This window comes from Populibacterium corticicola, assembly GCF_042683685.1.
Taxonomy (GTDB): domain Bacteria; phylum Actinomycetota; class Actinomycetes; order Actinomycetales; family Cellulomonadaceae; genus Timonella; species Timonella corticicola.
Map to the genome: position 1 here is coordinate 554,933 of NZ_JBHUOP010000002.1, position 24,762 is coordinate 579,694.

The 24,762-nt window shown below is 60.1% G+C and carries 20 protein-coding genes and 1 tRNA gene; 4 read left to right on the forward strand and 17 right to left on the reverse strand.

The genetic code is table 11. From position 1 onward, the window contains the following. Position 1: 1 nt before the first annotated feature. The 3 genes from ACFSYH_RS06200 to ACFSYH_RS06210 all read right to left on the reverse strand — a co-directional run bounded on the left by ACFSYH_RS06200 (position 2) and on the right by ACFSYH_RS06210 (position 2,035). A complete protein-coding gene (locus ACFSYH_RS06200; RefSeq protein WP_377465845.1) occupies positions 2–157 on the reverse strand; it encodes a hypothetical protein in 156 nt (51 codons plus the stop codon). Between the two features lies 1 nt (position 158). Continuing rightward, positions 159–905 (reverse strand): class E sortase, encoded by a 747-nt coding sequence (locus tag ACFSYH_RS06205; RefSeq protein ID WP_377465847.1) that lies wholly within the window; start codon positions 903–905, stop codon positions 159–161. Positions 906–1,468: 563 nt separating this feature from the next. After that, positions 1,469–2,035, reverse strand: coding sequence for a hypothetical protein (locus ACFSYH_RS06210; RefSeq protein ID WP_377465848.1), 567 nt, complete (start codon positions 2,033–2,035; stop codon positions 1,469–1,471). Between the two features lie 330 nt (positions 2,036–2,365). On the opposite strand from ACFSYH_RS06210, the gene ACFSYH_RS06215 reads away from it, so the two are divergent. After that, positions 2,366–2,959 carry a 50S ribosomal protein L25/general stress protein Ctc gene (locus ACFSYH_RS06215; protein ID WP_377465850.1) on the forward strand — a complete coding sequence of 198 codons (594 nt, stop codon included), beginning with the start codon at positions 2,366–2,368 and terminating at the stop codon, positions 2,957–2,959. Between the two features lie 58 nt (positions 2,960–3,017). On the opposite strand, the gene ACFSYH_RS06220 is transcribed toward ACFSYH_RS06215, so the two are convergent. The 11 genes from ACFSYH_RS06220 to serS all read right to left on the reverse strand — a co-directional run bounded on the left by ACFSYH_RS06220 (position 3,018) and on the right by serS (position 16,776). Continuing rightward, positions 3,018–3,103 (reverse strand) — tRNA-Ser (locus tag ACFSYH_RS06220). A gap of 137 nt (positions 3,104–3,240) precedes the next feature. Beyond that, positions 3,241–3,843, reverse strand: a complete 603-nt coding sequence (locus ACFSYH_RS06225; protein WP_377465851.1) for a GTP-binding protein — start codon at positions 3,841–3,843, stop codon at positions 3,241–3,243. Beyond that, positions 3,824–4,225 (reverse strand): DUF742 domain-containing protein, encoded by a 402-nt coding sequence (locus ACFSYH_RS06230; RefSeq protein WP_377465853.1) that lies wholly within the window; start codon positions 4,223–4,225, stop codon positions 3,824–3,826. Before ACFSYH_RS06230 ends, ACFSYH_RS06225 begins: the two co-directional genes overlap by 20 nt. Positions 4,226–4,234: 9 nt before the next feature. Continuing rightward, positions 4,235–4,684, reverse strand: a complete 450-nt coding sequence (locus ACFSYH_RS06235) for a roadblock/LC7 domain-containing protein (protein WP_449301328.1) — start codon at positions 4,682–4,684, stop codon at positions 4,235–4,237. A 35-nt stretch (positions 4,685–4,719) separates the two neighbouring features. Next, positions 4,720–8,970 carry an ATP-binding protein gene (locus tag ACFSYH_RS06240; RefSeq protein WP_377465855.1) on the reverse strand — a complete coding sequence of 1,417 codons (4,251 nt, stop codon included), beginning with the start codon at positions 8,968–8,970 and terminating at the stop codon, positions 4,720–4,722. A 792-nt stretch (positions 8,971–9,762) separates the two neighbouring features. Next, a complete protein-coding gene (locus tag ACFSYH_RS06245; RefSeq protein ID WP_377465856.1) occupies positions 9,763–10,707 on the reverse strand; it encodes a carbohydrate ABC transporter permease in 945 nt (314 codons plus the stop codon). After that, positions 10,704–11,663 (reverse strand): carbohydrate ABC transporter permease, encoded by a 960-nt coding sequence (locus ACFSYH_RS06250; protein ID WP_377466102.1) that lies wholly within the window; start codon positions 11,661–11,663, stop codon positions 10,704–10,706. Before ACFSYH_RS06250 ends, ACFSYH_RS06245 begins: the two co-directional genes overlap by 4 nt. Positions 11,664–11,884: 221 nt before the next feature. Continuing rightward, entirely contained in the window at positions 11,885–13,273 is a 1,389-nt protein-coding gene (locus tag ACFSYH_RS06255) for an ABC transporter substrate-binding protein (protein WP_377465857.1), read from the reverse strand. A 241-nt stretch (positions 13,274–13,514) separates the two neighbouring features. Next, positions 13,515–14,534 (reverse strand): LacI family DNA-binding transcriptional regulator, encoded by a 1,020-nt coding sequence (locus tag ACFSYH_RS06260; RefSeq protein ID WP_377465858.1) that lies wholly within the window; start codon positions 14,532–14,534, stop codon positions 13,515–13,517. A 147-nt stretch (positions 14,535–14,681) separates the two neighbouring features. After that, the gene (locus tag ACFSYH_RS06265; RefSeq protein WP_377465859.1) at positions 14,682–15,497 is read right to left on the reverse strand and encodes an HAD family hydrolase; all 816 of its coding nucleotides are present in this window, start codon (positions 15,495–15,497) and stop codon (positions 14,682–14,684) included. Further along, a complete protein-coding gene (gene serS, locus ACFSYH_RS06270) occupies positions 15,490–16,776 on the reverse strand; it encodes a serine--tRNA ligase (protein ID WP_377465861.1) in 1,287 nt (428 codons plus the stop codon). Before serS ends, ACFSYH_RS06265 begins: the two co-directional genes overlap by 8 nt. A 56-nt stretch (positions 16,777–16,832) precedes the next feature. On the opposite strand from serS, the gene ACFSYH_RS06275 reads away from it, so the two are divergent. Next, entirely contained in the window at positions 16,833–18,041 is a 1,209-nt protein-coding gene (locus ACFSYH_RS06275; RefSeq protein ID WP_377465863.1) for a diacylglycerol/lipid kinase family protein, read from the forward strand. A 246-nt stretch (positions 18,042–18,287) separates the two neighbouring features. Beyond that, positions 18,288–20,723, forward strand: coding sequence for a hypothetical protein (locus ACFSYH_RS06280; RefSeq protein ID WP_377465865.1), 2,436 nt, complete (start codon positions 18,288–18,290; stop codon positions 20,721–20,723). 162 nt (positions 20,724–20,885) lie between these two features. On the opposite strand, the gene ACFSYH_RS06285 is transcribed toward ACFSYH_RS06280, so the two are convergent. Next, positions 20,886–22,973, reverse strand: coding sequence for a S9 family peptidase (locus ACFSYH_RS06285; protein ID WP_377465867.1), 2,088 nt, complete (start codon positions 22,971–22,973; stop codon positions 20,886–20,888). 97 nt (positions 22,974–23,070) lie between these two features. Between ACFSYH_RS06285 and ACFSYH_RS06290 the strand changes: the two genes are divergently transcribed. Next, positions 23,071–23,346 (forward strand): DUF7218 family protein, encoded by a 276-nt coding sequence (locus ACFSYH_RS06290; RefSeq protein WP_377465870.1) that lies wholly within the window; start codon positions 23,071–23,073, stop codon positions 23,344–23,346. 44 nt (positions 23,347–23,390) lie between these two features. On the opposite strand, the gene ACFSYH_RS06295 is transcribed toward ACFSYH_RS06290, so the two are convergent. Together ACFSYH_RS06295 and ACFSYH_RS06300 are read right to left on the reverse strand one after the other, a co-directional pair. After that, a complete protein-coding gene (locus ACFSYH_RS06295) occupies positions 23,391–23,831 on the reverse strand; it encodes a hypothetical protein (protein ID WP_377465873.1) in 441 nt (146 codons plus the stop codon). Next, the gene (locus tag ACFSYH_RS06300; RefSeq protein WP_377465875.1) at positions 23,828–24,523 is read right to left on the reverse strand and encodes a TetR/AcrR family transcriptional regulator; all 696 of its coding nucleotides are present in this window, start codon (positions 24,521–24,523) and stop codon (positions 23,828–23,830) included. Before ACFSYH_RS06300 ends, ACFSYH_RS06295 begins: the two co-directional genes overlap by 4 nt. Positions 24,524–24,762: the final 239 nt, after the last annotated feature.

The following is a 24,762-nucleotide window of genomic DNA, read 5'->3' on the forward strand; positions in this document are numbered from 1 at the left end:
GTTAGCCCAGATTCGGGTCTGCGTCGATGAAGGTCTCCTCGATCCACGGGTAGCCCCACGTGAAGAGCGCCCATACGACAACGCCGAGCAGGGCCAGGGCCTCGATGGCTTTGAGCCAGGGAGGGCCAGGGAGGATGCGCCATAGAGCTGCGTACACGTCAGAGAACCCCCGGTTCCATCAAGACTTGTTCGGGCATGCCGTCGGCGCGGTCCATCCAACCGACGAACTTGGCGTGGGTGATCCAGCGGTGATCGTTGCCCCACTCCCCGACGGTCACTGAGTGGCAGGTGGTGAGCGTCAGATAACGTTCTGTCGGATCTTCACCGGGCCGTCCTGGTACCGGTGCGATCACCTCAATCGCGCTCGGGTCCACGATTTCATGGGATTCTACCTCGTAGATGTACCAGGTGTTTCGGGTCTCCACGATGATCTGGTCGCCTTCCTCAAGCACGTTCACGTACCGGAAGGAGTTACCGTGGCTACGGCGATGTCCGGCGAGCGAGAAGTTCCCGATGTCTCCGGGCATCGCGGTCTCAACGTAGTGACCTGCGGCCGCCTGGTCGAGCACGTCCGGTGTTGTGCCTTCACGGATGGGCATGGTGTTGTTTGTCAGGTTGTACCACTTTGGCACGATAAGCACACCAAAGGTCTCTCCATGGGCCACGCCAACCTCGATGGGCGGGGCATCGGTGCGTAGTTCCGCAACCTTCTCCGGGGCTACCGTCAGGGTCTCCTGGAACTCACGCACCTGCTCTTGCGCGATTGCGGCGGACTGGTTCGAGTCCCACCAGATGTTCCACACAATGTATCCGGCGATCAATAGCCCGGCGGTGATCATGAGTTCGCCGAGCACACCGATCGCTCCGGCGACACCTGATGATTTCCGAGTATTCGCGTGCCGCACGCACTACCCCTTGTGTATGAGACTGGGACGACCGCCCTGGTTTTCGGTCGTGCAGAGGTGGATGCACCGACTGCCCCTTCAACATAGCAACTTTTCCTGGGGTTTCGGACGTGAGTTGTGCCCCTATCGGGTTATTTTGTTGGCTACTGGCCGATCGGCCCTACCTCGCCAGAAACACGGGCACTCCCGATGGGGCGAAAAGTACCCGAAGGTGCTCAGAAAAACCACGCACTCGGACGTAAAACAGCCCACCGAGTTTAGGGCGGAAGCTAGGCGAAGCGCAGAAGCAGGAGGAGAACGTGGAGCACACTCGTCCGCCTCGGCCAAACCAACCCACGTATGCCCAACAGGTGACTAGAAGGGATGAGGATGCCACACGCCTCATCCAACGGGAGCCGAGAAGGCAACGGAGGGGATCGTCGTCAATCGGGGATACCGCCGATACGACTGTGGGATGTGGCGGCTCTTTGAGCCGACGCACATCCCACCTGTCTCCTGCCCGTGGGTGGAGACCAATCCTCGCAGCGAGCGTCACTGGACGCTGCCGCAGAGAAAGCGTTACATCACTGGTTGCTCTGCTGACCCAGGACGATCCATGCCTCGGTGCCACCGATAGCAGTCGGGATGTAGTGCTCAGCCAGTTCAGCAGCCTCCGCCTTCGCATCCGTTGAACCACATTCTGGGAACTGAGGCGCGTTACGGTCCTGAGCGGCAAAAGCCCAGGTGACAGCAGACTCGTCACCACAGGTCTGAACGGCGCGAATGATCGCACCAACGTACTTGCCGGTGTCCTGACCGATCTTATTTGCCTCGGCCTTGAAAGCGAGGAAGTTGTCGGTGTCTGGGCCGGCACCCGCCTCAGTTGCCGCGGCTGCGAGGTAAGCCTCTACATCTGGCTCGAAGAGTACCGAGTCAAGACGAGCCTGCAGATCTGCTTCCATCTGGGCTGGAAGTGGAGCAAGGCGGTTGTACTCGATGGTCGTGCCGTCTGCGAGCTTGTACTCGCGGTTCTGGGTCTGGTTTGGCCCGGCCTCGGTGGTTGAGATGGCGCCCGGTTCCTCCTGGGCGGAACAAGCGCCGAGAAGTGGAAGAGCCAGGGCAAGAGCTGCGATAGCGGCAGTGCGCTTCATGAAGTTTCACCTACGTTGTAAGAGAGTGAATGGAATTAGTCGGACTGGTGTGCCCGTACGGCCCGCCCGGATCTGATGGTGGACGGCACCTGACTTGCGGGAAGAATCAATACATCCCACCTCTCATTATAGATTTTGGCGCGACGCGACCCAACACGAAAGGTCTTGGTATACCTAACGTGTGGCTAATCTCTCCTTTGTGACCCAGCAGTCAATGGGCGTTGGCCCTCATCGCTATGTCCTGCGCAAAGGTCGGGTCCGCGCTAGTGTAGATAGAGCCGGTGAGCGCCGCCTGCTCACCATCCGTCCCGTTATGGAAGAGAGCGAAGAATGGCAGACATCAAACTCGAGGCATCGATCCGTGACAACTTCGGCAAAGGCGCCGCCCGCCAAGCACGCCGCGCAGGAAAGATCCCGGCCGTTGTCTACGCTCACGGAAGCGAGGCCAAGCACATCCTGCTTGACGGACACGAGGCGTTCCTTGCCGTTAAGAACAACCGTTCCGCACTGGTTGAGCTCGATATCGCAGGCAAGCGCCAGAACGTCATCATCAAGGACATCCAGCGCGACCCCATCGGACGCGTCATCGAACACATCGACTTCCTCGCCGTGAAGGCAAACGAGAAGCAGGTTGTCGAGGTCCCAGTCGTCACCGTCGATGACCCTGCAGCCGGTGTCATGGTTCAGTTGGAGCTTCACAAGATCCAGGTTGAGGCTGTTGTGAGCGACCTTCCAGAGCATGTGGAGGTCAGCGTTGATGGCCTTGAAGCCGGAACGATCCTCCACGTCAAGGACCTCAAGTTGCCAAAGGGTCAGACGGCTGTGAACGACGAGGAACAGGTTGTTCTGGTTGCAAACGAGATCCGCGCAACCGAACCTGAAGAGAACGAAAGCACAGCAGGCGAAGAGGCCAGCGCCGAGTAAAAACCCAAGGAACAACAGGAGGGCCCGTATTCCATGATGGAATACGGGCCCTCCTCTGCGGAAGCGGCGGGATTTGAACCCGCGAGACTGTTGAGGTCTACCGGTTTTCAAGACCGGCGCATTCGGCCGCTCTGCCACACTTCCTTTGCACTGTGTCATCTGGCCGAAGCCAGCAACAAGCGCCTAACCATTGTGCCATGCCACGGCGCTACCTGGAAATCCAACGACGGTGGCGCGCGACACTATGCGCAGCCACCCAGAGCATCAGGTGGCCGCGAAGGCTATGCGCGACTCGCTACCTGCAAGCGCTCCATCGCATGCTGCACAAGTTGGATGAGCGTCTGCTTGGTAGCTGCACGGGAGCGGGCATCCGTGTAGAGCATCGGCACGTGTGCTGGCACCTGAAGCGCTTCGCGAACATCCTCAAGGCGGTGCTTGGCGACACCGTCGAAGCAGTTGACGCCGACGACGAATGGGATACCGCGGGACTCGAAGTAGTCGATCGCCGGGAAACACTGCTCAAGACGTTCAGTGTCCACCAGAACCACAGCACCGATAGCGCCACGAGCCAGGTCATCCCACATGAACAGGAAGCGATCCTGACCTGGGGTACCAAACAGGTAGAGCCACAGTGGACCGGGCAACTCGATACGTCCGAAGTCCATTGCCACTGTCGTGGTCGTCTTGCGATCAGTCACACCGCCAGCGTCGTCAACACCAACCGAGTGTTCGGTCATCGCGGCCTCGGTGTTCAGCGGTTCCACATCGGAGATAGAACCAATGAACGTGGTCTTACCGACCGCGAAGCCACCGGCGATGACGATCTTGACAACTGTTGGCGCAGCCGTTGCCTGCGTGCCGTTTTCAGAGGGCTGAAATACCATTAAGAACACTCTCCAAAACACTTAGGGACATGGCAGGGTTTTGGCCGTGACCTGTGTGTACGTTAACTGGCGTGGATGTGTGGACCTTCAAATAGCCCTCATCCGCCAGGTCGGAAATCAAGATGCGGACAACACCCAGCGGCATCCGCAGCAAAGCGGATACTTCAGCAATCGAAACGTAGTTGCTCGCTGCGTGCTGAATGATTGCTCGCTTCTCGGGGGTCAGTCCCGTGGAGGATACCGCGCCGGGCAATACCTCGATGAGCGTTTCGAGAGGCAGATTAGAAGTCGCGGACCGCACGCGGCCGCCGGTCACCGCATAAGGGCGAACGGTCGAGACCTCGTACTGTCCACCCTCCGGGTGGCCTGCTGATTGAGTCATCTTTATCCTTTAGCCAAGCGACGCTCGGGTCGCTCCGTCTACGGGAAGGGAGCCGCGCATCTCGGAGATGAGCTGTGGCGTCAGAGTTGCTTCGGTACGCGATACCAGCATAGCCATTTCGTAGCCGATCAGGCCCACATCGCAGTTCGAGTCGGCAACTGCGGCCAAAACGGAACCATTCGAGACGTTCATCAGGAATAGGAATCCGTTGTCCATCTCAACGATTGACTGACGTACCGCACCGCCGTTGAGTTGGCGGGATGCACCGCGGGTGAGGCTGGACATACCCGAGACGATTGCCGCAAGTTGGTCGCCTGAAGTGCGGTCCAAGTTGTCTGACATCGCCATCAGAAGTCCATCCGCGGATACCACGAGCGTATGCCTGGTAGCTGGAACGGTACGCACAAAGTTATCGAGCAACCATCCAAAGTTAGTTGCCTCGGTGCTCAGCGTGCTCATACTTTCTCCTTAAGTGTGTCTTCGACGAGTGGTGGTTACGGGATTACCGAGTCAGGCACACGTGCTGCTTGTACTTCACTAGCTTGGGCCCCCTGCTCAGGTGAATGGTTACCGTCTTGACGTCCGCGCTGTGTTGCGGATTGGAAGGCGGACAATCGAGAACGCAGTTCTGCTGCGTCGCGGCTGATCTTTTGTGCGCTCGGGTCGTCTTGCGGTCCTTCGACGTTTCCGCGGACACGGCGCGTGAGGTTCGTTCCACCCGCTGAGACGGCATTCGGCCGGTATGCCGACAACTCACTCAGCTCAGCGAACGCCTGCTCCTGGATCGTGGACTGCAATGCGAGCGCATTTGGCTGTCCGAAGGCCGCGGGCGGCTCCCAGTGTGAGGTCCCTGCTGGCGCTGGCGATGCGACTGCCGGTGAGAACGATGTCGTGGAACCCGATGGGCCAGCGGTCGTCTCCGCTGCCCCGTTTCCACTGGCACCGAATGGCTGTTGGCCGCCAAATACCTGTACTGGCTCTGGCGCCGCACCGGTACGCTGCGGAAGATCGTGCGTCAGCGCTGGCCTAAACGACCTCTGTGCTGGTGCTTCCATGGCACCTGCACCCGGGGTGTTAAAGCTCGGGGCCTGAGTAGCCACGCCGTAGGGTTGAGGTTCAGCCTGCGCAACCCCGTATGCGGATGCCGGCGCTCCTTGGCCACCTACCTGTGGACTTGGCGTTGGCTGGAAAGAACCGAACGGTGCGTCCATTGGCCGCTGCCCTGGTTCCGTCACTGACGTGGAAGGAGTTCCGAAAACTGGCGGGAAGGCCTGCCCCGTCGGCTGCTGGACAGGTGCCTGCGCCGCAGGAACCGTCTTGTCCTTCTTACCGAACAGCTTCGCGAAGAATCCCTTCTTTGCAGGTGCTGCCTTCGGCTCGGGAACATCGGCCACCACATCGGCGAACGATGCGACTGGTGCGTTGTTGTAGAGCGTTGGATCCAACGGCGAGGCGACGGATGGGGCGCTAATCGGCGTGAATGGATGCGATGGCGGCAACTGCTGTCCACCTGGGTTCGCGTCAGCACCTGGAAACTGTGGTGCGAATACTGGCTCTTGGGCAACGGTAGGCTGCTCAAGGTATTGGTGCTCAACTATTGCAGGTTCCTGGGCATGCCATTCGGTGTTGACAGGCTCATCGTGGTAGCCGACTGGCTGCTCCACGTAGCCCTGGAATTCGGGCTGCTGTGGAACATACTCGCCATCGTGGGCATAATGGCTGTGTTCGTCTGCAGTAACACCGTGGGCGTTCTGGTCAAACACAGGTGCAAATTCATGCTGCTCCTGCGGTGCAGCACCATCCGCGAATGTGGGAACCCAGACGTCGTCTGCGTTCTGCTGCGCCGGGGCCTGAGCGCTGTACTCGATTTCCTCAGCACTTGCTGGGCTTGGCGAACTCAACGCAGCCATCCGTGCTTCGCGTGCACGCGAGGCGCGGGTCGGCAGGTTGGCAAACCGCTCTGCCCACTCCGCTCCCGACGAGGCGCTCAGAGCTGATGGCGCGTATGGTCCATCCTCGACCGCATCCGGGGTGAAGCTCGGAGGAGTGTCATAGGCGACCTGTACTGCCGGTTCGAAACTTGGTGGAAGTTCCTCAGACGGCACTGCCTCGGCAGTGTGGTGGCTGGCGGTCTCACGTCCGCCAAGGGGCTCATAACCACCAGGGGCGACTGTCGGCTCGTATGCTGAGCCGAAGCCAGTCTCGTAGGTCACCGTGTCAGGTTCGACGTATGAGGCATCGACCTGTTGTGGTTCCTCCCCAGCTATCGCAGCAGAATCGCCTGCTGCGGCCAGATCGTTGGGGTTGAACGAACGGAAACTTGAGAACATCGCCGAGCGTCGTTCTGGGGCCTGCGGTTTGACCTCTTCTTCCTGTGCGAAGTCAATGACTGGCTGTGCCGAGGCACGACGAGTCGGCAGGCTGGCAGCGGGAGCGGCCGCCGTCGCAGGCGCCCAAGACACGTCGCTATCTTCCGAGACGACGGGTGCGAGCGGTGTCTGCAACGGTGGTAGAACGATATCTTCCTCGTGCAAGTCTGGGCCGGTCATGTGGCCAGCGCCACGGCTCGGCAGATCTGTTGGCGTTACCGGCTGCTCTGTCGGGATCTCTGGCGTAAACGCCTCCGCCTGAGGCAGCGCGGAAACGCGTCGTTTCGGCATGCCGGTGTGGGTGGTGCCGTCGGTCAGTGCCTCGAGGTTGACCTCTTGGACAACCTCAGGCTCCGGTTCAGCCTGCAGCCAGTTTTGCGCAGCCTGCTGGTTCTCGCGGCTCAGCGGGTCGGTTGGCTGCGGTAGTGGCTGCTCGGAGAGGTCCGCGAAGAGCGCGAACGGGAAGGACAGCACGATGACCGTTCCCTCGGAACCATCTGCTGGTCGCGAGAAGGAGACGTGTACGCCGAGACGGTCAGCGAGTCGACCGACCACGAACAGACCCACGCGCTGCACGCCGACGACGTCGGTTGCGGAACGCGAAGCAACCTTGCGGTTTGCCTCTTCGATGTCCTGGTCGTTCATTCCCAGACCGTAGTCACGGATGGTCACCGTCATGAAGTGCTTGGAGAGCGCCGTCGTGACCTCGACCGGGGTGTGTGGCTCGGAGAAGTTGGTGGCGTTTTCCAGCAATTCTGCGATGAGGTGGGCCGAGTTCAGCGCATTGTGACCGAGCATCAGTGGGTCAGCCTGCAGATCCAATTGAATTCGGTCGTACTGCTCGATCTCCGAGGATGCGGTACGGACTACGTCCGAGATAGCCATTGGTTCACGGACACGTCGACCGGAGTCGATGCCCGCGAGCACGAGAAGCGACTCTGAGTTTCGACGCATTCGAGTTGCAAGGTGGTCGAGACGGAACAGGTTTGCGAGGGTGTTTGGGTCTTCTTCAGCACGCTCGAGTTCATCAAGGAAGCCGAGCTGACGGTTGAGGAGCACATGGTCACGACGTGCCACGTTCACGAACATTTCAGCGATGGAACCACGCAGTGCAGCCTGTTCACGGGCAACGTCAATCGTGGTGGTGTTGACCGAGTTGAACGACGCCGCGAGTTGTCCAACCTCGTCTCGAGATGCGACTTCAATCGGCTTGAGTTCAAAGTCGGGGGTCTGACCTGGGACGGCCATCTGGTCCACGAGGCGCGGCAACTCGTTTTTAACCTGGTCTGCCGCACGTGCGAGGTGGCGCAGCGGGTTGGTGATCGAACGAGAAGTGATGTAAGCAATCGCAAGCGACGCAGCAACAGCAAGAAGCACACCGAGGATCGTCAAGATTGCTTGGGTTCGCGCGTTATTAGCGCTATTTAAAGCAGCCTTTTCCATCTCTTCGCGCACTGTCTCGCGGATCGGGGTAATCATTTCAATTGCGTCTCCGGAGATCTGCGACCAGTTCTCGATGTGGAAGCTGGAGACGCTTCGTGCCTGTCCGTTGGCAACAAGCTGTCGCACAGCGGAGTAGGACGAGGGGAAGGATGGCAGCAGGTCGAGTCCCTCGATACGGGCACCGGTCACGTCCTGAATAGTCTCAACACGCAGGTCGTTCACCTGTCGAGTACGCAGTGCAACGTCGCGTTCACGGGCGGTTGCGAGGTCGTCGCCCATCTCACGGCTGGAGCTTAGGAGTTGTCCGATGAGCGTCGCTTCGGACCGCATACGGTCCTGATAGCGGTAGAGCGACTCGTAGGTCGAGGTCGTGGTTCCCACGTAGCGGTCGGAGGCGGTGTCACCGAGGGTTGCGACGAAGCGGAACATCAAACCGACTGTGTCGTCGTATTCCTTAGCGAGCGCAAGCGGCGTCACGAAGCCTCGACGAGCGAACTCCTCCGCTCGCACAAGCCCGACACGCAACTGCGAGCGGGCGTCTTCGAGGGCCTGCTGGGCTTGGTCCGGAATACGGTCAAAGCTTCCTGCCGGATAATTCGAGTCGAGTGCATCAAGAGCCTGGTTGCGCAGTGCAACCATCTCATCAAAGCGCGCTCCGGCCTCGCTGGTCGCCTCGGGCATTTCCTCGCCTTCACTCACCATTGGAGTGTGAGAGCCAAGGCCCGCAACTGCCGCATCTCGTTCCGCCTGAATGACGGTAACAAGTTCCTCCGCGTCACCCACGAAGCGGGTCACATCACGCACCTGGTTCGCGTCTCGCCAGTTATCGATCGACACCCAGGTAAACACTGCGGCTGCCGCGAGAATGACAAGGAATGGAACGGCCAGGGTTGCAAGGATCTTGTTCTGAACGCTCAAGCGGTTGAGAAGCATCCTTGATCCCTCCAAATCCTTTTCTAAACGAACGGGCACAGGTGAGTGTCCGCTCTTGAATTATCGGCAGGCGTGCGCCAAACCTTAACTTTGAACGTGCTAGTCAGTGACTAAGCGTAGGCTTTCAAGTGGCTAGATTTCAATATTCTGGGCAGGGATACCTTTACTGACCTGAGTAAAACGTTACGCGTTTCACTTATTCCGCCCGTATCAACACCACCAGATCATTGCCATGTGGAAAGCCTGATGTTTGCTGAGCCCGCGTTGGCTGTTGGGGTGACAGCGCGGAGAGAAGCAGGGTTGCGGCGCTACGACCGCCCAGAGAATATCCGCTGTCACCCGGTGGTTCGGGCGTATTGCGGCTCGAGTGACCCGACTCCAGTCACGACCACGGGCACGCTGGCGGGTGCACGAAGACATTGTGAGTACTGCCACCACTCGACTCTGGCGGTTATCCCAAAAATATCGGGGGAGCGGAAGCGCTAGTTCTCCCCATACCCACTGAATGAACGCCACACGATGCCATTCACGCGGTGGCGTCTCCATCGCGACCTCGTAGCGGACAGTAACTCGGGATATGCGTGGTGCCCATACGGTCAGTGGGATTCCCCCACTTGCCTGCAACAGATGGTGACGCACACACAGGTGCGCGGCTCGTCGTGAATCCGATTGACGACGAGCCGCGCACCTACCAGCACAGCGTTACGGACAAGGCAGTGCAGCGGAGAATAGGGGTTTCGCGAAGCAAACACCTACCGCAGCACAACGAACACAGTTCGCAACCACCAAGCACTAACCCTTCACAGAGCCAGCCAGCAGCCCGCGTACGAAGTAGCGTTGCAGGGCGAGGAACACGATGACCGGAACGACCATCGAAACGAACGCACCCGCGGACAACAGGTACCAGGCCTGGCCACGCGTACCGGACAGTTCCGCGACGCGCACCGTCAGCGGTGCGACATCTTGGCTGCCACCGGCAAACACCAGAGCCACGAGCAGGTCGTTCCAGACCCACAGGAACTGGAAGATCGCGAACGACGCGATCGCCGGAACCAGAAGCGGCAGGAGCACCTGGAAGAACACCTTCACGTGTCCAGCACCATCCACACGAGCTGCCTCCACAAGTTCACGTGGGATTTCCCGCATGAAATTGTGCAGCAGGAAGATCGCGAGCGGCAACGCAAACATGGAGTGACTCAACCACACCGTCAGGAAGGTGCCGTTGATGCCCCAGTTCACATAGGTGGTGAGCAGTGGAATCAACGTGACCTGGATCGGCACGACCTGCAGTGCGAACACCGCGATGAACAGTACGCTGCGCCCCTTGAAGTCGATCCACGCGAAAGCGTACGCGGCCAAGAGTGCGAGCGTGATCGGGATGACCACAGACGGAAGGGTGATCACGAACGAGTTCACAAAGAACGTTGAGAGTTGGAAGCGGCTACCGGTCAGGACCTCTGTGTAGTTGTCCAGCGTGAACGTCGGGTTGGTGAACCAGGTCCACCATCCGGTCTTCACGATGTCCGCCTCTGGCCTGAACGAGGTGACGAGCAATCCGAGGGTCGGGATCGTCCAGAAGACAGCGATAAGGATCGCTATCAAGGATGCCACCCGTGACGACAGCGTCTTACTTACCTTGTCCGCGCGCACCTCAAGGTTCTCGATCTTCTTGCCGCGAGTGGGGATGACCGGTCCTCCGGCCGCCTCTGGCACAACTGCATCTGATGCTGCGGTCATCGCACTTCCTCCGTCTTCCTCATCTGGCGGACGTTATACACAACCAGTGGAATCACAAACAGGAACAGGATCACCGCAAGCGCGGCGCCAAGGCCCTGGTTGTTCTGGCGGAACGACTGGGTATAGAACTCGTTTGCGATCACACCCGTGCCGAAGTTTCCACCGGTCATCGTGCGGACGATGTCGAACACCTTGAGGGTTCCCATTGCGATCGTGGTGAGCACGACAACGGTTGCCGGGCGCACGCTGGGGATGGTGATGTGCCAGAACAGTTGAAGGCCATTGACGCCGTCGAGACGTGCCGCCTCAACGGTCGAGTCCGGGATCGCCTTGATGGCGGCGGACAGGATAGTCATTGCGAAACCTGACTGGATCCAGATCATCACGATCATGAGGAACAGGTTGTTCCACGGCCCGTGGAGCAAGAACTGCTGCGGTTCGAGTCCGAGCCACAGCAACACCTGGTTGAGCAGACCGATCTGCGGTGGCTGCTTGTCAAGTGGAACCCCGACGAGCACGTCCCTGTACTCGTACATGAACTTCCAGATGATGGAGGCCCCGACCATGGAGATTGCCATTGGCATGAACATGAGGGTTTTGGCGAACTTCTCAAATCGCGTGCGGTCAACGAGGACCGCATAGGTCAGACCCACCAGAGTGGACACAACCGGCACGACCAGCGTCCACATGAGGGTGTTGAGAAGGATCTGCTGGAACGACGAATCGGAGAATGCCCTGACATAGTTATCGAACCCAACGAGTTCTTGACCTGTTCGGTCATAGAAGGACGAACGGATCGTCAGAAGGGCTGGGTACACCAGACCAAATCCGATTGCCAGCATCGCTGGACCAAGGAACGCAAGAACGAGAACCCAGCGGGGAGCTCGTGGAATACGTTCGACTACTAAGAGAATGACCGCCATGATGATGACAAACAGGGCGATCGCGCACAACATCAGTATGAGTTTGTCCGCGGTTGTATCTGCGCGCAGAAAATCAGTCACGCTTCCTCCCGGCTACGAGTGACACTTCAAGCGTTTATCCAAGACTGAAACAGGTGGGTGCGTATCCCACGTGCTCAGCGATGCGGTGCACGACAGCTTTCTGGTTGGACGAGCCGCGGCGGACCAGCCTTTCAGCCCGGTCCGCCGCGCGTGCACTCATCTTTTCGTAAGTGTTACTTCCAGGAGTCCTGAATAGCCTTCAGCACTGCCTCGTCAGACTTGTCCTGTGCAATCCAGGCGGTCATCTCGGTCCAGAATGAACCTGCACCGACTTCACCTGGCATCAGGTCAGAGCCGTCGAAACCGAAGTCCTGGGTGGTGTCACCCAGCAGGTCGAACGACAGTTTGTCGATGTCTGACTTGAGCTTTTCACGGTCGAGTCCGGAGTTGGGGGATACCCAACCGCCGCCCTCTGGTGTGGCGTCTGCTCGGGCGTTGCTCCACTCTGGGGACGACAGGTAGGCCTGGAATGCGGCGACCTCCTCGCGCTCGGAGAAGGCAGCAACGAATTCACCGCCGCCAAGTACTGGTCGTGAGTCTGCGGTCAGGCCCGGGAAGTAGAACGCGAAGACGTCACCGTCTGGGGACACGTTGGTTCCTTCTGGCCAGTTCGCGGCGTAGAACGATGCCTGGCGGTGCATGAAGCACAGGCCGCTCGTCACGATTGGCAGACCACCGTCCTGGAACTCGGTTGTTGCGATGGAGGCAACGTCGTTTCCGATTCCGCCGTTGACGTAGTCGGGGTTCTTGAGGATCGCACCCACCTTTGCGAGTGCGTCGGCAACCACTGGGTCGTCGAACTTGAGGTCGTTGCTGATCCAGTCGTTGTACTTCTCGATGCCTGCGGTACGCAGCATCATGTCCTCGAGCCAGTCGGTTGCAGGCCATCCGGTTGCGTCACCGGAGCCGATTCCAGCGCACCATGGCTTTGCACCGGTCCCGTTGGCTTGAGCGTCTTCCACGATCTTGTCTGAGAGCGCGATCAGGTCGTCGTAGGTCTCTGGAACCTCGTAGCCGTGTTCCGCGAAGGCCTGCGGCGAGTACCAGACGAATGACTTCACGTTTGCGCCGAGTGGTGCGGCGTAGAACGTTCCGTCAACCGAACCGTAGCCCTTCCAGGACTCTGCGAAGTACTGGTCGATGTTCTCGACCGTGCCTGCGGAGGCTGGAACGATCTGGTCGCCGTACTGCTGGACGATGGTCTGAAGCAGGCCTGGCTGTGGGATGAACGCGATGTCTGGCGGGTCGCCTGCTGCGAGCTTCACTGGCAGTTGGGCTTCGAACTCCTTCGAGCCCTCGTAGTTGATCTTGGCACCGGTGCACTCTTCGAATGGCTTGTACGACTCGATGTGCGGTGTGTCTTCTGGGGCGATGATCGAGGTGTAGACGCTGACGGTCTTGCCAGAGAGGTCGCCGTACTTCTCGAACGCGGAGCAGTCGGCGGCTGTGCCTTCGCCGTTGTTGTCGCCCTCGTTGGTGGTGTCCGAACTACATGCCGCGAGCGTGGCCGCCAGGGTGATGGCCGACGCCAGTGCGAATGTCTTGCGGGTGGTGGTCTTCATTGAACCTTCCTCACATCTTTGTAGAGGCTTCAGGGAACAGTAAGTGCTGCACCCCACGTCACAAATGCAAGCGCTTACATGACGATATTGCAAGTCCGAGAGGCTCTCTTCATCCTCTCGATCAGCCTACATTTGGGTTCTCCAGGCTTCCTGTTGAAAAAGGAACCGTAACGTAATCGCAAGATTAAGCGGTTTTAGCGGCTTCGACGAGACAAGAATGTAACGCGGTCACAATTTGGTTTCAGTTCACCAGTCGGACAGTATTCCGCCCACTGGACGCTCGTTCCACGAGTGAGATCTCACCAAACGTGACGAGTGGAGCGGGTTGCCCGCCCATCGCCGCAAGAAGCATCTCGGCAGCCTGCTGTCCTTGTTCGCGAGGGTTTTGATGGACAGTTGTCAGGCCCAGATAGGCGGCCAGGTCTTCGTCGTCCACACCAGCGATCACGATGTCCGTTCCGACATGCAGCCCTCGTGCCTGAGCCGCCTGGATCGCTCCGATGGCAAGGTCATCCGTTGCGGCGAAGATCGCCGTGATGTCCGGGTGCGTGTCAAGCAGCAGCATCGCACTCTCGAAGCCCCCGGTGCGATCGAAGGACGAGTAGTGGTACCAGGTATCGTCGCAGGGCCGTCCACGCTCCTCCTGCCAGGCTTTCCATCCCGCATGTCTACCGGCCGAGGGTGAGTTATCAAACTGTTCCAGATCGGGGCCTGCAATGTGGGCTACGCGAGTGTGTCCGCATTCCTCAAGGTGCGCCATGATCATCTGGGCAACAGCGAAGTCGTCGATTCCGACCGTGGGATGCCGCAGGTGCCCTGGCCCGACAAAGACCATCGGCAACTCCAACGACTCCAGGCTCAGCACCTCATCCTCATCGAGTTGCATGCCCAGTATGAGCAGACCGTCTACGCGTTTGCGCAGCACCTGCGGATCAACGCGATTTCGCGGCTGTCCGGGAGCCTCATGGAAGGTGTAGAGCAACGCATCGAAGTTGACCTGTCGTAGCCCTTTCTCGGCGCCCTCGATCACGTTCGAGAAGAACCAGCGATTGACCCATGGGGTGAGTAGGCCAATCGTGCGGGTGCGACCAGACGCGAGCGTCGAAGCGGAGGGAGAGATGACGTAGCCCATGTCACGCGCCACCCGTTGCACGCGTTCTTTTGTTTCCCCACGTACGCTGGGGAGATCACGCAGGGCGCGAGATGCCGTCGCGGTCGAGACGCCTGCCCTGCGCGCGACCTCATCGAGTGTCTGATTCATTGCGTGTCACCTCCGCCAAGCGTCATTGCCGAGTGCGGCGATCCATCGCCGTCCACACTAACCCCACCACGGTATCAAGCGGGCTTAAGCCCTCTTGAGCAGCAAGGCCGCACATCGGTCCTGTGCCCGAGCCTACCGGCTACGAACCTACTCGGCCTGGGACTTCCCCAGCAGCCCTTCGAGCACGGGCGCGAGGCCATCGTCGATAATCGGGTAGGTGACCTCGTCAGATGCCGCCACGACGGAGGCCTCGGCATGCCCCATCGCCACGCCGCGATTCGCCCACAACAGCATCTCGATGTCGTTCTCGGAATCGCCCACCGCAACCGTGTCAGAGGCGGCCACACCGAGTTCGAGACGTAGGCGCTCCATGCCATACGCCTTGGTGATTCCCTCGGGCGCGAGGTCCATCCAGTATTCGCCTGCGATGGAGTAGTAGGTGTCGCGCAGGCCCAACTCCCCCACGTGCCGGGAGAACTCACGCGCAGCGTGAGTGGCCCGGGCGACCACGACGCGGGCGGTCGACACCTCCCCAAGGGCGGGCTCGTCGACGATCTCGTATTCGCCGTGCAGTTTGGTCGACCCGAACTCGGCGCTCAGATAGTAGCCAACGCCGATCTTCTCGAGTGCGATCACGGCATCGGGCATGTAGGAACGCAGCGCGGCCACGGCTGGGGCCGCATCAAACATGACGGCGTGATGCACCGCGTAGCCGCCATCAAGTGACTTGTCGAGACGTGCGGTCACAGACCCGTTCGAGCACACCGCCCAGCCAGAGTCGATGCCCAACTCCTTGAGCACCGGCAGGGTCGCCACGAGCGGGCGCCCAGTCGAGAGCACCACGTGATGCCCGCGCAGCCTCAACTCTGTGATGGCTGCGCGGACCTCAGCGGAGATGAACTCATCGTGCGACATGATGGTGCCATCAATGTCGAGTCCGATGAGTAACGGAGTGTCAGACACCTGCAACTGGCTCCAGCACTTCGAGGCCACCCAGGTATGGGCGCAAGCCCTCTGGGACGCGCACCGAGCCGTCTGGCTGCTGGTGGTTCTCAAGGATCGCGACGATCCAGCGGGTGGTCGCGAGGGTGCCGTTGAGGGTTGCAACGGTGCGGGTCTCCTGCTTGCCGTCCACCGTGGCACGTTCGCGGACATTCAGGCGGCGGGCCTGGAAGGTCGTGCAGTTCGAGGTCGAGGTGAGTTCGAGGTACCGTTCCTGGGTCGGCAGCCACGCCTCGCAGTCGAACTTACGCGCCGCAGACGAGCCCAGGTCGCCCGCAGCCGTGTCGATCACGCGGTACGGAAGCTCGCACTTCTTGAGCATCTCCTCTTCCCACGCGAGCAGACGCTGGTGTTCAGCCGCGGCATCCTCGACCTTGCAGTACGAGAACATCTCGACCTTGTGGAACTGGTGCACGCGGATGATGCCGCGCACGTCCTTGCCGTGCGAACCGGCCTCACGGCGGTAACAGGCGCTCCACCCGGCGTAACGCTTCGGACCATTCTCAAGGTCGATGAACTCGTCCATGTGGTAGCCCGCGAGCGCCACCTCGGAGGTCCCCACGAGGTATTGGTCGTCTGCGTTCAGGTAGTAGATCTCGTCCGCGTGTGCGCCGAGGAATCCGGTTCCGCGCATGACGTTCGGGTTCACGATGGTCGGGGTGATCATCGGGGTGAATCCGGCCTGTAGCGCCTGGTCAACAGCTGCGTTCAGCAGGGCTAGTTCGAGTCGCGCACCGATTCCGGTGAGGTAGTAGAAGCGCGATCCGGACACCTTCGCGCCACGTTCGGTGTCGATGGCTTTGAGACCTTCGCCCAGCGCTAGATGGTCGCGTGGTTCGAAGCCCTCTGCCGCGAAATCGCGTGGGGTACCCTCGTGGCGCAGCACGATGTAGTCCTCTTCGCCGCCTGCTGGCGCTCCGTCAATGAGGTTGCCGATGGTCAGCAGCATCGAGTTCAGTTTCTCGTCCGCCTCGTTGGCGGCTGCCTGCAGCCGTTTCACCTCGGCGGAGAGGGTCTTGGTGCGCTCAAGCAGCGCTGCCTTCTCGTCGCCCTGTGCCTTGGCGACATCCTTACCGATGGTCTTTTGCTCGGCGCGCAGGTTCTCGAACTCAACGAGAGACGATCGCCGCACCACATCCGCCTCAAGGATCGCGTCAACGATCGTTGGGTCATCGCCGCGCGCAATCTGGCTCTGGCGTACTAGGTCTGGGTTTTCGCGGAGGATACGTAGATCAATCACCCCACTAGATTACCGCTGACGCGCAAATCGGGTGGCCGGGGCAGTACCTTAGAGGTATGACGTTGGAATCTTGGCTGCTCATTGTCGCAATCATCCTGTTGCTCGCAACGCTGGGTGTTGGCGTGATTGTGTTACGCGAGTTACGGGTTCTGCGCGCGTTGCGCTCCGAACCGATCTCGGTTGTGCTTGACGACGATCCGTCAACTTCCACGTCCGGCCCACTCTTGGCGTTTGTTGCGAACCCCTCGAAGGGCTCCGTTGCGAGTTTGAAGGGTGCGCTGCTGGCCCGATGCGAGGCCGAGGGCTTGCCGGAGCCGCTCTGGCTGGAGACGACAGTGGATGACCCCGGTGTTGGCCAGGCCCGTGAGGCTGTGGAGTCCGGTGCTGACATCGTGGTCGCAATGGGTGGCGATGGCACTGTCCGTGCCGTGGCGACTCACCTCACCACGACCGATGTTCCAATGGGCATCATTCCGGTGGGCACCGGGAATCTTTTGGCCCGCAATCTCGATATTCCCGTGACCTCGATGGACGATGCGTTCGAGGTCATCATGAACGGTGCTGACCGGCGCATTGACGTTGGTTGGCTGCAGGTGACTCAGCCCGATTCCTCGGAGCATGAGCGGCTCAAGAAGATCGTGGCCACGACCCGCAGCGAGTCGCGTAGGGAGCGGGCTCAGTTGCGTCTGGAGTCCGGTGAGTCAAATCCTGCCAGTTCTGAGGAACACCTGTTTCTGGTCATCTCCGGTGTTGGCTTCGATGCCGCGATGATTGCGGATGCCGACGCAAACCTCAAGGCCAAACTCGGGTGGATCGCCTACTTCGTCGCCGGTGTTCGGCACCTGCATGGCGCGCGTATGACCACCCGTATCTCACTCGACAACAAGGTGTTCACGACCAAGCTGCGCAGCCTCATGGTGGGCAACTGTGGGAAGTTGCCTGGTGGCATCACGCTGATCCCCGACGCCGTGATTGACGATGGCATCCACGACATCGCCGCAATCGACACCCGTGGTGGCATCGCCGGATGGGTGCAACTGTTTGGCGAGGTCATGCTGCAGGGTGTGGGCGTGCAGTACTCCCAGAACATCAAGGTCGGGCGGATCGACCACATTCAGGCCAAACGGGTTCAGGTGAGCGTTGAGGGCGGTGCCGCAGTTCAGGTTGACGGCGACATCGTGGGCCGCGGTAAGACCGTGCGTACCTGGGTCGACCCGAAGGCGCTGACCGTTCGCGCTCCCCTGCCGCGGCTCGATCAGCGCTAGGCCCACTTCCCTCCCACCGTCGCCCAGCCCGAGTGGGCGGCCCACAGCACACGCTAAGTCACCCTTGCACACACCCTCCTCACGTTTACTGTGTGGGTTTTTACTGCATTGTGGGCATGATTGACGCCCACAATGCAGTAAAAACCCACACGCTGAGTGCCAACGGGACCCCAATCACACCGGTTCCTCACAGTTTCATTCCGTCTTACCGGGCAATAACGCACACCGGTCTACTACGCTGGATAGGTGCTTCCAAACAGTTCCCGCCGTGAAATCACTGCGCCCGCAACACGCTCCGACGGCAGCGAGCGTATTCTCGCCGCACCCGCATCTCGCATCGGAAGCCACGTGGGAATTGTGCTCGGCGCACTGTGTGCGGCGGCCATCATGCTGGTCTCGATTGCTCTGGCCCCAGTCGCTCACGGGTCTTCCTCAACGGTATCGGCTGAGACGGACCCCAGTGACGCACCGCAGCGTCAAGTCGTCATGATCGGGGCGTCAGGGCTTCGGTGGACTGACATAACGCCTGAGGCGACACCCGCAATCGCGCGGTTCAGTCAGGCGTCTGCCGTGGGTAGTTTGATCGTCCGCAACGTCTACACCTCGACGTGCCCAACCGATGGCTGGCTCGCGCTATCCGCCGGTAATCGTGCGGGAGACTCAATCAACGGGGCCGGCGGCGCATGCCGGTACCTCGAGGAACCATCCCCATCGGACAGCACCCACACAGCGACTGAGGTCACCCCCGGACAGAGCGGAGTGGCAGTGCCGCACTGGGACGACTACCTCACGGCGGTGGCGAACCAGAAGTACAACGCCAAACTTGGGTCATTCGGCGAGGTCATCGCTGACTCGTCTGTGTCCGCTGCGGCTCTTGGCCCTGGGGCGGCAATTGCTCTGGCAACCCCCGAGGGTAGCGTCGCCGGCGCATTTTTTGCACGTCCAAGCGAGGCCGCCGATTTCACCGCCCAGACCGCGCGCGCTCTCGACAGCCTCGAAGGCGATAGCCGCCTTCTCGTCGTCGATGCCGGACAGGTGCGACTCTCCCGTACCGCTCAAGCCAATGAGGCTGTCGTGACGGCGCAGATCACCGAACTCGATGCTCGGGTCGAGGCGACTCTCCGTGCGATCTACGCAAACGACCCCGGCCTTACCCACACCACGGTGATGCTCGCCTCGTTGGCGGATCCACTCGGTGCTCCGCGCATCTCCATTCTGGCCATGGCTGGTGCCGGGGTCGAAGGAAACTATCTCTCCTCTCCATCGACCCGCCAGTCGGGATACAACCAGGCGACAGATCTTCCCACCACTCTGTTTGGGTTACTTGATGTTGACTACTCACAGGTGCGATCAAGTTTTGTCGGTTCTCGAATCGGCTATGAGAGCCTACCGGCAACCGGAACCGAACGCATCGCGCAGTTGGTCGATGATGAAGACCACGTCCTTGCCGCTCGCCCACTTGTCGGGTCATTCTTCGCGTTCTACTGCATCGCAAACATCGCGTTGTTCGCGCTCGTGTCCTACATCTTCTCCGGTCATTTCCTGCGCCGTGCCGCACAGGGTGACTCCTGGTTTGCCCGTCACTCACGCCAGATCATCCGGGCCTGCGAGATCGGTGGAATCGCCATCGCCTCGCTGCCGATCGGGGCGGTGATCGCGAACATCTTCCCATGGTGGCGCTCCCCCAACCCGACTCTCACGCTCTACGCGCTCATCGCGCTGATTATCGTCATCATCATCGCGGTGGCACTCATACCTGCGTGGCGGGCTTGGCGGTTTGGCCCCATCGCCATCTTCTCCATCGTGACGAGCGTGGTGCTCGCCGCGGACATCGCGACTGGGGCAACCTTGCAGATGGCTTCCCTGATGGGCGTTCAGCCAATGGTCGGTGGCCGCTTCTATGGTTTCAACAACCAGGCGTTCACACTGTTCGGTGTGGCCACCGCGCTTCTCGCTGGAGCGATAGCGAACTCACTGGTTGTCGCCGGCCGCCGAAAACTCGCCTGCCTTGTGGTGTCCGCGATCGGTGTGTTTGCGATCGTTATGGATGGCTTCCCATCGCTTGGTGCCGACTTCGGCGGACCACCCGCACTGTTCCCTGCCTTCGCGTTGCTCGCGCTCATGGCGTTGGGCACCACACTGAACTTCAAGAAGGTATTTGGAGTGCTGATTGGCGCAGGCGTGCTCGTATCGAGTTTCGCCGTCGTGGACTGGCTGCGCCCTGCCGACGAGCGCACTCACCTTGGCCGGTTCGTCGACACCGTCATCGACGGCGGATTCTTCGAGGTCGTCGGCCGCAAACTGGGCGCAGGTCTGTCCACCTTCACCAACCCGCTGTCGCTTGTAGCCATCGCGGCCGTCTTGGTTCTGATCATCGTACTGGGCCGCCCGGTACGCCTGGCGGCTCAAGACACCGATGCCCTTGCGCCGTATCACTGGATCACCAACGGTGTTCCGCTGCGTCAGCTATCCGCGGATACTCCGATGTTCATGCCCACGATCTATTCGGTGTACGTCATCATCGCAATCGGCACGCTCGTCAACGACTCATCGGTCGTGATTCTGGGTATCGGCCTTGGCACGCTGGTGCCGCTGCTCATCGCGACCTATGCGCGCTGGATCCTTGAGATCACCAACCCAACCCGTGCACCACAGCACGCAACGCTGGCGGTGTCTGCGTGACCGACTCGTCGCCAATCCCTGAGTACGCTCGCACCACCACCCAGCGTTTGAGAGTTACCAAAAGTGCACCCGCACATATTGCGAGTGCACTTTTGGTAACTCTCGAGGGGAGGTGTCATCCCATTGGCGACGAGTCGGGCCGGTTGGGCCGCTAGCCCACCCCTAGGCGACGGGCAGGTGACGCGACCACCATTCGAGGATCGCGTCAAAGCGCTGCATCCGGTGCCACGGCGTACCGGTGCGTGAGAGTTCGTGGCTCTCACCGGGGAACACGAGGAATTCCGTGTCAACGCCTGCCCGCTTAAGCGCGGCGTAGTATTGCTGCGCCTGTTCGAGCGGGCAACGCAGATCCTCCTCGGAGTGCAAGACCAGGGTGGGGGTCGTGACGTTCTGAGCCACTGCCATCGGTGACTGTGTGAGCACGTGATCGGGGTCTGTCCCCGTATACTCGCCCGCGAAGAACGAGCCAATGTCAGAGGTACCCACGAAAGAGAATGGTTCAAGGAAGCCGCGCTCCACGATTGCGCCCTTGAAGCGGTGGTCGTGTCCAATGATCCAGGAGGTCAGGTATCCGCCATACGATCCGCCAAGCACTCCCGCTCGTTCACCGTCGAGCTCAGGATTCGCGGCAACCGCCTGCTCAAAGAACGACAGCACGTCATCCATGTCGAGCGTGCCCATGGCCTGCCTAATCGCCACGCCATGTTCACGACCGTATCCCGCGGAACCGCGTGGATTGCACTGCACAACCGCATATCCCGCCGCGGTGTACGCTTGGGCCTCGTCGAAGTAGGCCCACTGATAGTCGGCAAAAGGTCCGCCGTGAATGTTGAGCAAGACCGGATGTGGCCCTTCGCCCTGCGGTTTGAAGATCCACCCGTGGACGGGATATCCGTCCTTGGAAGTCGCCTCGAACTCGACCTGCTTGGTGATGGTTGTACGCTCGCGCAGACCCGCTGCGAGATTCGTCAAGGTACGCAGGTCCTCTCCGGCGATCACCGCGATCTCCCCCGGTGTGGTCGGGTCCGTGTACGAGACGACGATCTTGCCATCCGCCACAGCAGCGCCGGTAATGACTCGGTGTCCTTCGGAGACTATGTCAACGGTGCCATCTGCGGTGACTCGGTGGAGTTGTCCCGCTCCACGCACGCGCGCAAACGCGAGCACCCCCTCGCCGTCTGTGACGAGGGTGGAGTGCACGTCGCCGTAGTCAACGTGCTCTATATCGGTCAGCAGACGCGGTTCGGTCACGGGCAGGTCTGCCACGGAAGCAGCCCACACGCCGGTGTTTCGTGCAACAAAGTCGTATCCGGTCTCGCCGAGTTCCTGGCCAAGGACATACAACGTGGAGAAGTCGGATGAAAATGCAGGTGCGCGCAGGCCCAGTTTCTTCTCGCCGCCGCCAACGATGAGTTCAGCTCTGGGCGCCTCCACCTCGCGTTCCTCGTTGGCCTTGAACTCGACTCCTGCAGCCAGGGCGACGCGGTAGATCGCGCTCTGCAGATCGTCGTCGGCTCCCTCATGCTGGGCAGAGGAGAAGTAGACATGCTCATCATCCAGGCCCCACACCGGCGTGGATACCGCATAGCGTGGGTCGGAGAGCAGCAACACCTTGGGCACTGAATCGCCAACGGGGTGCTCACCGGGGAGTTTTGGCTCGTCCTGGCCTGCACGTGCAATGAGGTCCTTCACCCGTCCGGTTGGAGCCTGGTATGGCTCCTCCTCAAACGCAGGAACCTCTACAACGTAGAGTGCAGGCCTACGGTCCAGGATCCAGCCAGCACCGTTTGCGCGCACCTTGTGTTCGGTAATCCTGCGCGGGTTCTCTGCGCCTGCCGCAACACCGTCGATCGTGCCGTAGCGTCCATACTCTGGGGTAGCCGAGGTGAACGCAATGCGGCTTGAGTCCCCAGACCACCTAAACGAGTTCACGCCGAGGGCACGGTCCGTTATAACGCGTGCCTCTCCTCCGCGTGCACCAACGATAGCGATCTGTGGACGGTTCTTGGCGTCTGGGCGGAGGAACGCAATCGACTTCCCATCCGGGGAGAACTGAGGCGCGGTATCTCGCTTGCCTGAGGTGATCCTGCGCGGCGCTTCGTCCCCCGCCACCGGCACCTGCCACAACTGGCCGGTGTAGGAGTCGATGGCGAAGTTCGGGCGGCTCGCGGCAAACACGGCAACGCTTCCGGAAGGATCAAGCGCGGGAGTGGACACGGACGTCATCAGATCAAGTTGGTGGCTCTTCATATTCTTCAGCCTACCCCCGCTCTCGCCGCTCAACGCGCAGTTCCGCATGTACGGGACTAACGTGGATAATGCCCTATTCCATGGGAAGGAGCTCACAATGCCCGAGAATTCCAGCAATCGCAGCAACTCCATCAAGAACCCAGAGGTCTACGACGCGCTTCGCGAGGACGGCGCGTCAGAGGAGAAGGCTGCACGTATCTCCAATGCAATCGCACGAGACGGCGCCCAAGCAGTTGGGTCACGCGGAGGGCACGCAGGTTCGTACGAGGACTGGACGGTCCCACAACTTCAGCAGCGGGCCAAGGACCTTGGCCTTGAGGGGTATTCCGGCCTCAACAAGAAGGACCTCATCACTCTGCTCCGCAATCGTTGATTTCCGACGACACCTCACGTTCGCATCTCGCGAGGTGCGGACGCCTATTGGTTCCGCGCCCTCACATCGCGCATGCGTTCACGCGTTGATGTGAGCACCAAAGGCAGCAACAGCAAGGCCATGATGATCGTGGCCAACCGGTTCGTTGCAAAGTCCTCTATCGAGGATCCAACCTCCATCCCGTACCCCAGCACGGTGACGAACACGAGGAAAAGCAACATCCCATAGATGGCCCAGATACGCGTACGACGAAAGAGGATGCCTATCCCACAGGCTATTTCATATGCCGCCAGCGCTAGGGTCATCCAGCCGATATTGGGCATGACCAGGGAGGACCACAGATCTTCTAGAACCGGAAAGAGTGCGGTCGTGCCAAAGCCCGCATAATCCTCGGGAATCGTTCTCCCCAGAACCACGTGCGAGATTCCTCCCAGCACGAAGATCACCGAAAAGATGATCCTGACCGATCTATCGTAGATTTTCATACCGTTTCCCGTCCGTGAATCTGAAGGAAATGGCGTACGTGCCGCTGCAGCAAATCAAGCGCCACAGGCTCCCCACCTTCGCTTTCGGCATAGTCGATCAACATGAAGACAGGACCAAAGAAGGCCACGGCCATCTCGCGGGCATCGAGGCCCTCACGAAACTCACCGGAGTCCAGCAACTGACGGAACAGTTCGGTGTGAAACGACAACGGTTGGACAATGAAGTAGTCGGCGAAATGACTCGCGACAGCAGGATCTCGATATCTTTCGATCTGCATCAAACGCCGAATACGCGAGAAGTCTGGATCATGTAGAACGAACGTAAAGAACGACTGGGCCACTAGTAGCAGTGACTTTTCACTGATGCCACGATACGGCTCGGCGGCCTCTCTCACGGGAGAAAACGATAGCCCTTGAGCGGAGCCGATCCTGGCGAGGGCATCATGCGCCCGTTCAATCAACGCCTCGAACAGCGCCTGCTTGGATGGGAAATGTTTGTACACCGAACTCTCTCGTATACCCACCTCCCGGGCAAGACCACGAATAGAGGTCCCCGCGTACCCTCTGGCAGAGAACAGATTCATCGCGGCTTCGAGCAGAGCTTCGCGCGTGGTGCTTCTTTTAGCTGGAGGTACCCCAGCCTCCCTTGTCGCACCATCGCCTGAATCGGCTAACGAACGTTCGCTTTCCATAGAGTGAAGCTATACCCGCTGATGAAGTAGCGTCAAGTGTTTTAGGGATTGCATATAACTGGATATCGCCGCTTTCCTGGGGTCAAGGGCATGACCTTCGCGGCTGCGCGCCAGTCCGCACGGACTGCGTAACGGCCCGGAGGTTAGATCATTTCACCGGCACTGAGTATGGAACCCCAAAAAAACTGACGAGACTACCCAAGGAGTTTGGGTGGTCTCGTCAGTTTTTAGGTGGGCAG